The following is an 11,659-nucleotide window of genomic DNA, read 5'->3' on the forward strand; positions in this document are numbered from 1 at the left end:
TATGATGAGTAAGGCAAAAATTGAAGTTCTGAATAACATTAAACACCTTTGGCATGTGGAAGATGAGGCCTGGTTAAAAGGGCGTAAAGAGCAGTGGCGTTATATAAAAAAAATGCACTATAAAGAGGCTGGTGCGAGTGAGATAAAAAAGATGCAACAGTATTTTTTATATGGGGAAAAAGAGAAGTATTTAGGCACAATAGCACAGTTTTTATACACTCCTTATGACTCGCCTGAGTCAATGAAAGAGTTGTTTTACTCAAAACTTTATGGTGTTGCTGAGCGCAAAGAGATATTGTCAGGTTTTATTGGCACGGGATCTTTATACGGGCTTAATATGCCTTGGTTACCTGAGCTAATGGCTTGGTTTGTAGATACTTTTTTAGGCAGTGAATATCAACTTACAGAAGAAATGCATGGAAAAACTCCTGAAACTATTTCCCCCGAGCCGACAAGCTGGTGTGGCTCATTTTGTCGTGGAGCTATCAAATTTTTAAATAATCAAGAACTGCAGTATAACGGTTATACGCAGTGTATAGATTATTCTATTTCATGTCTGCAATATGCAACCAACACTAACTTACGCTCACGAATTAAATTCGAAGAATTATTAACAAGGGTTAAAGAGTTTGATCCAGAGGTTGATTCTCGACCGTTGGCTAAAGATTTTGTTGATAGTATTTTGGCGCGAGAAGACGAAATGCGTGCTAACTGGCAGCTGAGTGCTGATTTAATTAGTAAAATGGAGGCATAGCTTTATGCCTTATTCACTTTCTGTGGTTGTGCAGAGTGGAAGTGAGTTAGCAGCTCAGGCATTGAAGTCTATTCTTGAACGTGATACCCGGCCGGACTTTATTGAAGACCTGCCGCTTAATCAGCAGGCTATATTTGAAATTTTAGAGGAAATAGATTTTCCTCTTTGTTGTATTCAAAAAAATGAACTGCTGTATGTCTGCTGGCAAGAGACGGAACTATCGTTAGATGAAATTATTGAACATTTAGAGTTAGCGAATTTTAATGTGTTGTCTATTTTTTATATCCCCGACTATCCTATGTCGGGTGATGGCGAGCATGAGATGGATGGTTATTTTCTTTTAAACATGCAGGGTAAATATAAAAAAATAGACCGCAAAGCACTATCGAAGAAGTTAAAAATGAAAAGCTTAACAACGGGCAATCGCCTCTCCATGGAAAAGGTGCTGTTTAAGATGGCTGGTTTGGTTGCTTAGGCTGGTTATTTACAGGCAGAAATACCCTGTTTTTTCGTATTTTGCCAATAGCATTGAACCCAAACAGAATCATTTTCACCTGCCCTCGTATATTGCTTACCTGTATAGGCCCAAACGCCCGACTATCTATACTCATAGCTGCATTATCGCCCAATACATACAGTAAATCTGCTGATTGCTCAGGCTGCTTATCCCATTTCCCTACCCGTTTAACAAAAAAATGTTTTTGGTTAGTTCTGGTAAAAATAACAATATCGTTAATTTGCGGTGGTGCAGTTAAATATTGCCAGCTGTCCACCAAAATATAATCACCAGTTTTTAAGCTTGGCTGCATTGACTGACTTGGTACAACATAGACATGCACTCCAAGCCAATATTGTTTAGTCATAAATCCACCCAGTAGTAAGCTGTAACCAGTAATGATAAACAGCACAGCATATAAGCTCTGTTTATATCGCCATGCTGACTTTTTATTTTTACTTATATGGATAAGCAGCAGAAGGGTATTAAATATATAAATGGTAATAAGAATAACGAATAATGTTTGGCTTCCTGCGGGAGTGAAAACCCAACGGCTCCAGCAAATCAACAAAGTAAACAGTAGTAATAAAGCTTGTACTTGAAATGCTCGCTGGTAATAACCCACAAGCACAAAACCGGCACCGGGAAATAATAAGTTTGCTGAAACAGCGGTAATTACCTGAAGGCTTTTAAAAGTAGTCTGCTGATTCATATAAGACGGCTCAAATTCATTAAAAAATATTTCTTTTTCATCATATCAAGAAAGCGAGACAAAAAGAAAAAAAGCGAGAAAAAGGAGTGAAAGTAAACTCTGGACAGCCAGTGCGCCGAGATAAAAGCGAGGACACCCATAAAAGCGAGGACACCCAAACCTTTTTGACTGATTGAGAGTTTATACCTACTATATAAACAGTGTTTTTACATACATATGTAGAGGTGGTATGACTCAATCTAGAGATTCATTAATTTCCATTGCTGATACGCCTTATTATCATTGTATTTCTCGTTGCGTTAGACGTGCTTTCTTGTGTGGTGAAGATAAATATTCCGGGCAGAGTTTTGAACATCGCCGCCAATGGATGGTTGACCGTATTCGATTTCTCAGCAGTATATTTGCTATTGATGTCTGTGCTTATGCTGTTATGTCTAATCACTATCACCTTGTTTTACATATCAATGAACAAGAAATTGAGACCTGTTCAGACCTGGATATTTGTCAGCGCTGGTGCCTGCTTTACTCCTGCCCGGTGCTTGTTTCCCGCTGGCAGGCTGGTGAATTAACCTCAGAAGCAGAGCGAAATGCCGCCTTAGTCGTTATTGCCGAGTGGCGCAGACGATTAGCGGATATCTCATGGTTTATGCGCAGTTTAAATGAGTTTATTGCACGTAAGGCAAATAAGGAAGATAACTGTAAAGGACGGTTCTGGGAAGGGCGCTTTAAATCTCAAGCATTATTGGATGAAAAAGCTTTATTAACCTGTATGGCTTATGTTGATTTAAACCCTGTCCGCGCAAAAATGGCTGAAACGGTAGAAGCATCTGAATATACTTCAATATTCGAACGTATCCATGGTATCGCAAGCCGCGAAGATAAAGGTGAGCAAAATAATGCCAGTAAACCTTTATTGGGGTTTGTTGCCGGAGAATGCGACGAGCAGCTGCAGGGCATCCCCTATGCATTATTAGATTATCTTGAGCTGGTTGACTGGACCGGGCGTGCTGTTAGAAATGATAAGTCCGGCGCAGTCAGTGAGCAAAGACCCAGCCTGCTTAGCGTATTGGGCATAGAAAGCGATACCTGGATAGAATTAGCCAGCAGTTTTGGTAAAGATTATCATGGTGCAGTCGGCTCAGTTGAAGAGCTGGCTTTGTTTGCAGAGCATACAGGTAAACGCTGGATATCTGGAAAAACCAAGTTACAGCGAATGCTTCATTAACATTTGTTTTCAGTAAACTGTTTATCTAATTGGCACCTTGCTAAGGTGGGCTGACGTTTGAATCTCTTCAAAATTTCCCCTAATGACAGTTAATAACAGAAAATACGTTATTTATAACCTCATCGCTCAAATATCAGATTATTTGTGGAGGTAGTTTGTGTCTTTCATTAACATTGCGTTTTTTGATAAAAGATTTGGCTGTCCAGCCTTTCCCTCTCCAGCCTTTCCCTAAACTTATTCAAAACTCCGCTAAGATATTTTTTTTATTTTGCTTTTTGCCGTAGGAAATATATTATTGCGGTACAAAATGTAAACGATTAACCCCGTTTACTGTGTACAAATTAAAGAGTTATATTCATATGAGCATCAAATTGTGAAGGCAAGCAAGTTACGCTTATCTGAAAGCAGGAATTAAGTGATATAAAACTGTTTACCATTTACCATTTATCATGGAGAATTGGCTCTTGAAGCTTCGATTCTGAGCTGAAAATCAAGAAAGGATGCAAGGTACAACTTATGGCAGAAAATAATCAAACTGAACAAACTAGTTCCGGTGTTCAATCGGAAAACCAAAGTGACGATCCTAAAGGTGTTGTTGATATAGCCAACTATCAGCAGCCGGAAGATAAAGTCAGCTCGGAATCAGCCGCTTTTGAGCAGGTAATGTCGCAGATGAATATTGCAGATCGTCGTCAGTTTGATGAACATTATGCAAAACTCTGGCAGGAAGCGAGCGAAGAAAAACAGTTGTTATCAGCGCTGATATGTGAAATTGATTTCTTTGAAGCTTACAATGAAAATTACGGCCATCAGGCGGCCGCCTTTATGCTGCTTGTTACCGGCTTAGCAATGAAAAAGGTATGTGAAGATTACGGCAGCTTTTTAGCGCGCTATGAAGGAAATGTTTTTGCTATCTTAATTAAAGATGCCGATTCAAGTAAAGCTCATGCAGCTGCTGAAGCATTACGCTCCGCTGTTGAAAAATCACGTACTGAACATAAGTATTCAAATGTCAGCGACGTTGTTACCTTAAGTGTTGGTCTTTCTACTATTGCGCCTACTTCGCAGAAAATATTAGCCGAAGGTGCTGATACAGCACTGTCTTTTGCTAAAATATCGGGACGTAATCAAGTGAGCGGACCTTTCGGGACGCAGAGCGATGAGCAGGAAGATACCCAGGCTAAGCCTAAAGCCGAAGCTAAACCTAAGGCCGAGGCTAAGTCTAAAACCGAAGTCGAAGTTAAATCTAAAGCCAAGGTTAAGTCTAAGGCTAAACCTAAAGCCAAAGTAACAGTCAAAGCAGAGCCTAAAGTAGAACTTGCAATAGAGCCTAAAGTCGAAGCTAAACCTAAGCCTAAGCCTAAAGCTAGGCCAAAAATTGATGTGAGTGATATTTTTGAGGATAAAGATGCTAAAAAACCTAAAGAGAAAGATCCAACTAACTTTGGTTTTGGCTCATTCTTTAAACCTAAAGCTAAGCCTAAAGCTGAACCTAAACAGCCTGCTGCCGAGCCAGTCAAGGATGAAGTCTCTGATTATGAACGATTAAAAGCTGAGTATGAGCAGCTTAAATCTGAATCACAGCCAGATACGCAGGCTAAACCACGTTCATATTATTAAGCACTAACTTTGTAAACGATTCCAGCTAAGAAGCTTATGACGGCCTAAGGTGCTTTCATAAGCTTTTTTATTTTACACTTCCCTCTTGTAAATATTTCCCGGCTATTTGCTTAATAATACCAGTCTAAATAAATATTTGATCAATCTTACTGGTTAAAATTAATGATAACTTTGTTGTTTTCAATCCCAATAGCCAGCTATTGCTCAATCAAACGCCTCGCTCTCATTAATTTTTCCTACGTAATTTTAGATCATTCACTTTTCCAGATTGGTATAATTGAACTCCGCTCACAAACATCAAAACACAACATGAAAATGTCAACAAACAATCTTTCGTGTGATCCTTTCGCCTAAATAACAGAACAAGATAGGTTAATCTGCCGGTGTAAAAACAACCTTTGCAGATGATTTAACCTGGAGCATGAAGCTCTATTTAGGAGAAAAAATGCGGATAATTTTTATATTTATTTTTACCATTTTCAGCTTTAATTGTTTTGCTACAGAATCAACCTATTTACAGTGTTACGGAATTAAAGATTCTTTTGCTTCTCGAGCACAGCTGATTAAAAAATCCTGGGCAGTGAACGACAGCGGCCAGTATTTAAAACTAGATGGTTACTGGAAAGACAACTCGTTTACAGCGGATGAAGAAAACTATTTTGTTGTTAAATCGATTAATTCAACTGCTGTGGATTCAGCACAGGTCCACCAGATACTGACAAGTATGTGCAGTAATACACTTGAAGCTAAATATTCCAGTGATTATACCAGCAGTATAACTTACTTTGCTTCCAGTCATTCTTACGGTTATGAGTATCCGGCACTTAGTGAGCAGCAGGCCTTATTAATACATAACGGTGAGCCTCCTTTGTCCTATAACAAAATGCTCCGTTATGCATTTGCTTCCAGTTATGTCTACAGCCTGGAGCAGGGGGCAGATCCTTTTTCCTTTTTTACTGATCCGGTTTTTGCAAAGCTAATGCAGCCGGACGGAGCTGCACAGGTTCAGGTTATTGATACCTTTAAGGGAGAAAGCGGTGTGCAGGGCGTTGCGCTTCTGGTTCCTGCTGTTGATTCTGAAAACCTGGAAGAAGAGATCATAATCGCCTTTAAGGGCACCAGCAGCGGCTGGGATGTACTCCAGGATGTTGAACTGATGTATGCGAATTTAGTTGAATCTGATGAGGACTGGCAGATTGATGCTTATAATTTCACCCGGAAAGTAGTGCAGAAATATCCGCCTAACAGCCGCTCTTTAGCGGATGGTTATAAAACCTCAAACGCAGAGAAAACATATAATGTTGTACTTACCGGCCATTCATTAGGCGGTTATACCGCAATTGATGCAGGAGTACGGAGCGGCATATTAACCCGTTCATTTTCATCTCCAGCAACAAGGATTATAGAAAAATATGCGCATGCCTTTGCAAATAAAATGCGCTATAACAATATAATCAATCTGGTTAGAGAAAAGGATCCTGTGTCAACAATGTCAGGCCGCCATAATGAAAATATGATTTATTTTCCAGGTGCAGACGGCATTGACCCTGGACGAAGCCATTATTTAACGCCGTTTATTAATGATATTTTAAAACCTTTGTATATTCAGGCTGACAATGCTCAGGCCAGACCGCGTTATCTGTATATTACTGCGGATGCCTCGAGCGGTGCCGGTTTAGATGCCCCGGTTAATTACTGGGGAAGTGTAGAGTAATTGAATTTTATACAGGTAAAACACAGCAGTTGTTTATTAACGGCTGTTGTGTTTTTTCTGCTTCTGACTGTCTCCTAGATATCCGCCTGTTTAAATTAATAATCGTAACACCTTAAAAACAGCACTATTGTATTAAATCGTGCTCCTCATATGTATGAAACAGTAATTGTAAACGTTTACAATTATTTTGTGCTAAAAACAGTGTCTTAAAGTCTGTACCTTACTTTAATTAATCTGCCTCAGAGTCGTTGCACTATTTGTGTAATACGTATTTCTCTTTAATAACAGTGCGTTAGGTCTGTTGCTTTATTCGGTTTCAAAAAATCATTGTTGGATTTGTAATTTAATGTAAACGTTTACACTTTGCGATGTGGATCACAGACTGTTAGACAGTTTCGCTGTTAATATCCGTTTCAAGCAAACATAGTGGAGAAATTATTGTGAAGGTCTTAGTCACGGGTGGTATTGGATATATCGGAAGTCATACCTGCATACAAATGATTGAAGCGGGTATTGAACCGGTTATTGTTGATAATTTAAGTAACAGTAAATTAATCGTATTAGATCGTATTGAAGCATTAACTGGAGTTCGTCCGGTTTTCTACCAGGGTGATATTCGCGATCAAACACTGTTAGATACTGTCTTTGCAGAGCATGAAATAAGCTCAGTTATTCACTTTGCCGGCTTAAAAGCCGTCGGTGAATCGGTACAGAAACCGCTTGAGTATTACGATAACAATGTAAACGGCTCTTTAGTACTGGCACGAGCAATGCGTAAAGCCGCTGTTAAAAGTATTGTGTTTAGTTCATCGGCAACCGTTTACGGCGATCCGGAAATTGTGCCTATTACTGAAGGCTCTCCGACAGGGGCTACGACTAATCCTTATGGACGCAGTAAATATATCGTAGAGCAGTGTTTTTCAGATTTATATGATGCAGAGCCCGACTGGAGCATTACCCTGCTGCGCTACTTTAACCCTGTCGGTGCCCATTCGTCGGGCACTATGGGTGAAGATCCTCAGGGCATTCCGAATAATCTAATGCCGTTTATTGCTCAGGTGGCAGTAGGGCGCCGCGAGCATTTATCGGTTTTCGGGGATGATTACCCAACCACTGACGGTACCGGCGTGCGTGATTATGTACATGTGGTTGATATTGCAGACGGCCATCTGGCTGCAATGAACGCCGTGGGTAAAAAAGCGGGGCTGCATATTTACAATTTAGGCACAGGTAAAGGCAGCAGTGTATTAGAAATGTTAAATGCATTTTCAAAGGCCTGCGGCAAAGAGCTGCCGTACACTATTTTACCAAGGCGTGACGGTGATATTGCCGCATGCTGGGCAGATACCGAAAAAGCACAAAAAGATCTTGGCTGGAAAGCGACACGGACAGTAATGGAGATGGCCACGGATACATGGCACTGGCAGGAAAAAAATCCGCAGGGTTATGCAGCTGATTAGTGCTGTGCACTGAATTATCCGCACCCTGAATTTTAATTACTAACAGCACCGTTTTACGAGCCGGTGCTAATAAAAGAAGAGAAACAGTATGATTGAGCAGACTTTTAACCCGGTAGATCATCCGCACCGCCGCTATAATCCGTTAACGGATCAGTGGATTTTAGTTTCACCGCATCGTGCTAAGCGTCCGTGGAGCGGGCAGGACGAAGCACAGGAAACAGAAGAGTTACCAAGCTTTGATAAAGAGTGTTTTTTATGTCCGACTAATACCCGTATCTCCGGTGATAAAAACCCTGATTACCAGGGGACTTATGTTTTCAGCAATGATTTTGCCGCTTTAATGCCGGACTCTCCAGAGGCGCCGACTTCTGCTAATCCTTTGTTTAAAACGCAGAGTGTTCGCGGTTTAAGCCGGGTTATCTGTTTTTCTCCAGATCATAGTAAAACCCTGCCGGAACTGGCGGTTGATGAAATCCGCAGTGTGGTTGATACCTGGAATGACCAGATAGAAGAGTTAGGTAAAGACTATTTATGGGTGCAGGCCTTTGAAAATAAAGGTGCTGCTATGGGCTGTTCACAGCCTCATCCGCATGGTCAGGTCTGGGCGAATAGTTTTTTACCCAATGAAATTGCCCGTAAAGAGAAGCACTTAAAAGAGTATTATCAGAAAAACGGTTCAAATTTACTGGTTGATTATGTGCAGGCGGAAATGAATGACGGTGAGCGGACGGTTGTTGAAACTGAGCACTGGATTGCAGTTGTACCTTACTGGGCAGCCTGGCCTTTTGAAACTATGTTGCTGCCGAAAATACATATCCGCCGCCTTAGTGAGTTAAGTGATGAGCAGCGTGACGATCTGGCATTAGCAGTTAAAAAGCTCACCAGCCGTTATGATAATTTATTTCAGTGTTCATTCCCGTATTCAATGGGCTGGCATTATGCGCCTTTCTTTGAACAGGGCACTGACATTGAACACTGGCAGTTACACGCCTTGTTCTACCCGCCTCTATTACGTTCCGCGACGGTACGCAAGTTTATGGTTGGTTATGAAATGTTAGCTGAGAGTCAGCGTGATTTAACCGCTGAACAGGCTGCCCAGAAACTGCGTGATGTCAGTGATATTCATTACAAACAGACTTAAGTAGAAACTGCTCAATATAATAATCTATTACCTTAATTATAAAACTCAGAGATAAATATTATGATGACTTTAATTGATAACGTAAAAAATGTATTTTCAACAGCGCTTAACTACTCTTCTACACATATTATTCAGGCTCCCGGGCGGGTTAATCTGATTGGTGAACATACCGATTATAACGACGGATTTGTTTTACCCTGTGCGATTAACTATCAGACCGTGGTGGCGGCTGCTAAGCGTGATGATAATATTGTGCGTGTTATTTCCGTGGATTACGATCAGCAGCAGGACCAGTTCGACTTAACAGAAGAGATCGAGTTCCAGGCGGATCGTATGTGGGCAAATTACATTCGCGGCGTGGTTAAATATCTACTTAAGCGCGGCTATCAGTTTAAAGGGGCTGACATTGTGGTCAGCGGCAATGTGCCTCAAGGTGCCGGCCTGAGTTCATCGGCGTCATTGGAAGTGGTTATCGGGCAGACATTCAAAACGCTTTATAACCTGGATATCAGTCAGGCGGAAATTGCTCTGAACGGCCAGCAGGCTGAGAACGAGTTTGTCGGCTGTAACTGCGGCATTATGGATCAGCTTATTTCTGCACAGGGTAAAGAAGATCATGCGATGCTGATTGACTGTCGTTCACTGGAAACGCAGGCTGTGTCAACGCCGAAAGATCTGTCGATTATGATTATTAACTCTAATAAAAAACGCGGCCTGGTTGACAGTGAATACAATACTCGACGTGAACAGTGTGAAGAAGCGGCCGCTGTATTCGGCGTGCCGGCATTAAGAGATGTGACTATTGAGCAGTTTAATGAACGTATTGCAGATCTGGATGAAACGGTTGCCAAGCGTGCCCGCCACGTTATTACTGAAAATGACCGTACCCTGCAGGCAACTAAAGCATTAAGTGAAAACAACATTCAGTTAATGGGGCAGTTAATGGCGGAATCTCATGCTTCAATGCGTGATGATTTTGAAATTACTGTGCCGGAAGTAGACACTTTAGTCGATATTGTTAAAACTGAAATTGCTGATCAGGGCGGTGTGCGTATGACAGGCGGCGGTTTCGGCGGCTGTATTGTGGCGCTGGTTCCGCCGACACTGGTGGAGCAGGTAAAAGCTGCTGTAGAAAGTAAATATCAGGCGGCAACCGGCTTAAAAGAGTCTATTTATGTCTGCCGGGCGAAAGACGGTGCAAGTTTAATTTAACAGCGTAATTAATCACCTGGCTGCCCGTACGGTAGTCAGGTGATAATCATAGAGATAAATAAAATGACTTTAAACAGAGCTGAGCAGTTACAGAAAAGTATGACGCTTGAAGCGGCTTTAGACGGTTTACCCGCTAAGATATTTGTATTAAAAAATGCGCAGGGTATGCGGGTTTCATTGATGGATATCGGCGCAACCTGGTTAAGCTGTGAAATCCCCGTAGGGAAAGAGGTGCGGGATGTGATCCTGGGCGTCAATAACATGTCCGATCATCGTATCCAGGAAGCTTATATGGGCGCAACGGTGGGACGCTTTGCTAATCGAATTGCTCAAGGTAAATTTAATATTGCCGGACAGGATTTTCAGACCGGTATCAACCAGGCCGGAAATACACTGCACGGCGGTCCGGCTGGTTTTGATCAGTACCGCTGGGCGGCTGAACAGAAAAGTGATCAGCAGATAAGTTTCAGCATGTGCTCTAAAGACGGTGACCAGGGCTTTCCCGGCAATCTGCAGGTAACCGTTAACTACTGCTTAAATGAAAATAATGAATTGAGCATTGAATATCTGGCAGAAACAGATAAAGACTGTCCGGTTAATTTAACTAACCATGCTTATTTTAACTTGATGGGAGCAGAGTCGGAGCATGACTGTCTGCAGCATCAGTTAATGATTGAAGCTGATTTGTATTTACCTGTGAATGAAAGCGGCATCCCGCTTGGTCATTTTAATGCCGTTAAGCACAGCAGTTTTGATTTTAGTGAGGCCAAAGCTGTTGGACGAGATTTGTTAAGCTGCGCTGAGCAGAAAAAAACAGCGGGTTATGATCATTCATTCTTATTGAAAGATAGCCATCAGGACGGGGAAAGTATCGCCGCACAATGTATTTCTCCGGATAAGAAAGTCACTATGAATGTGAAAACAACTAAACCTGCGATACAGTTATATACCGGGAATTTTTTATCGGGAACGCCGAATCGTCAGGGAGGACAGTATCAGAATCACTCGGCGCTGGCGCTGGAAACACAGTTTTTACCCGATTCACCTAATCACCCTGAATGGGAACAGCCTTGCCCGATTCTGGCTGCCGGTGAAGCTTATTCTCACCGTACCTGTTATCAGTTTGTTATTAATTAGGCGCAGGTAAACGCAGTAAAAAAACAAAAGGCGATCTTCGGATCGCCTTTATTGTTTCTTCTGCTAAGTTACGACTCAGTGATAAGTCTTTAACCCGATTTTGACGGCAGGTAAAGCTTACGCTGAGCACATAGATTATCAGTTTATTCTGATTGGATTTCATTGACCGAAAAACGTTTTACCCATTT

The 11,659-nt window shown here is 41.5% G+C and carries 10 protein-coding genes; 9 read left to right on the top strand and 1 reads right to left on the bottom strand.

The genetic code is table 11. The features are described from left to right. Position 1 precedes the first annotated feature (1 nt). Entirely contained in the window at positions 2 to 754 is a 753-nt protein-coding gene (locus tag G337_RS0110235) for a hypothetical protein (RefSeq protein WP_028863803.1), read from the top strand. Between the two features lie 4 nt (positions 755 to 758). Beyond that, positions 759 to 1,229, top strand: coding sequence for a hypothetical protein (locus G337_RS0110240; RefSeq protein ID WP_028863804.1), 471 nt, complete (start codon positions 759 to 761; stop codon positions 1,227 to 1,229). Here the strand turns inward: G337_RS0110240 and G337_RS0110245 are convergent. Further along, complete coding sequence (locus G337_RS0110245; protein WP_028863805.1) at positions 1,204 to 1,962, bottom strand: S26 family signal peptidase; 759 nt, start codon at positions 1,960 to 1,962, stop codon at positions 1,204 to 1,206. The genes G337_RS0110240 and G337_RS0110245 overlap by 26 nt on opposite strands. Before the next feature lie 229 nt (positions 1,963 to 2,191). Between G337_RS0110245 and G337_RS0110250 the strand changes: the two genes are divergently transcribed. From G337_RS0110250 to galM, 7 genes are all read left to right on the top strand, one after another. Continuing rightward, positions 2,192 to 3,187, top strand: a complete 996-nt coding sequence (locus G337_RS0110250; protein ID WP_028863806.1) for a transposase — start codon at positions 2,192 to 2,194, stop codon at positions 3,185 to 3,187. Between the two features lie 516 nt (positions 3,188 to 3,703). After that, positions 3,704 to 4,807, top strand: coding sequence for a GGDEF domain-containing protein (locus G337_RS0110255; RefSeq protein WP_028863807.1), 1,104 nt, complete (start codon positions 3,704 to 3,706; stop codon positions 4,805 to 4,807). A gap of 445 nt (positions 4,808 to 5,252) precedes the next feature. Then, the gene (locus tag G337_RS0110260; RefSeq protein WP_028863808.1) at positions 5,253 to 6,521 is read left to right on the top strand and encodes a lipase family protein; all 1,269 of its coding nucleotides are present in this window, start codon (positions 5,253 to 5,255) and stop codon (positions 6,519 to 6,521) included. 440 nt (positions 6,522 to 6,961) lie between these two features. Beyond that, a complete protein-coding gene (gene galE / locus G337_RS0110265; protein ID WP_028863809.1) occupies positions 6,962 to 7,981 on the top strand; it encodes a UDP-glucose 4-epimerase GalE in 1,020 nt (339 codons plus the stop codon). Positions 7,982 to 8,069: 88 nt separating this feature from the next. Next, positions 8,070 to 9,122: a UDP-glucose--hexose-1-phosphate uridylyltransferase gene (locus tag G337_RS0110270; RefSeq protein WP_028863810.1), complete on the top strand. Its 1,053-nt coding sequence runs from the start codon at positions 8,070 to 8,072 to the stop codon at positions 9,120 to 9,122. Positions 9,123 to 9,182: 60 nt separating this feature from the next. Further along, complete coding sequence (gene galK, locus G337_RS0110275) at positions 9,183 to 10,334, top strand: galactokinase (protein ID WP_028863811.1); 1,152 nt, start codon at positions 9,183 to 9,185, stop codon at positions 10,332 to 10,334. A gap of 63 nt (positions 10,335 to 10,397) precedes the next feature. Continuing rightward, complete coding sequence (galM, locus tag G337_RS0110280) at positions 10,398 to 11,471, top strand: galactose-1-epimerase (RefSeq protein WP_028863812.1); 1,074 nt, start codon at positions 10,398 to 10,400, stop codon at positions 11,469 to 11,471. Positions 11,472 to 11,659: the final 188 nt, after the last annotated feature.

It is taken from the genome of Psychromonas aquimarina ATCC BAA-1526, from assembly GCF_000428725.1.
Taxonomy (GTDB): Bacteria; Pseudomonadota; Gammaproteobacteria; order Enterobacterales; family Psychromonadaceae; genus Psychromonas; species Psychromonas aquimarina.

What these genes read in the sequence shown, in the direction of transcription:
- G337_RS0110235 (WP_028863803.1), top strand. Translation starts at nt 2, where the DNA reads ATGATGAGTAAGGCAAAAATTGAAGTTCTGAATAACATTAAACACCTT.
- G337_RS0110240 (WP_028863804.1), top strand. Translation starts at nt 759, where the DNA reads ATGCCTTATTCACTTTCTGTGGTTGTGCAGAGTGGAAGTGAGTTAGCA.
- G337_RS0110245 (WP_028863805.1), bottom strand. Translation starts at nt 1,962, where the DNA reads ATGAATCAGCAGACTACTTTTAAAAGCCTTCAGGTAATTACCGCTGTT.
- G337_RS0110250 (WP_028863806.1), top strand. Translation starts at nt 2,192, where the DNA reads ATGACTCAATCTAGAGATTCATTAATTTCCATTGCTGATACGCCTTAT.
- G337_RS0110255 (WP_028863807.1), top strand. Translation starts at nt 3,704, where the DNA reads ATGGCAGAAAATAATCAAACTGAACAAACTAGTTCCGGTGTTCAATCG.
- G337_RS0110260 (WP_028863808.1), top strand. Translation starts at nt 5,253, where the DNA reads ATGCGGATAATTTTTATATTTATTTTTACCATTTTCAGCTTTAATTGT.
- G337_RS0110270 (WP_028863810.1), top strand. Translation starts at nt 8,070, where the DNA reads ATGATTGAGCAGACTTTTAACCCGGTAGATCATCCGCACCGCCGCTAT.
- galK (WP_028863811.1), top strand. Translation starts at nt 9,183, where the DNA reads ATGATGACTTTAATTGATAACGTAAAAAATGTATTTTCAACAGCGCTT.
- galM (WP_028863812.1), top strand. Translation starts at nt 10,398, where the DNA reads ATGACTTTAAACAGAGCTGAGCAGTTACAGAAAAGTATGACGCTTGAA.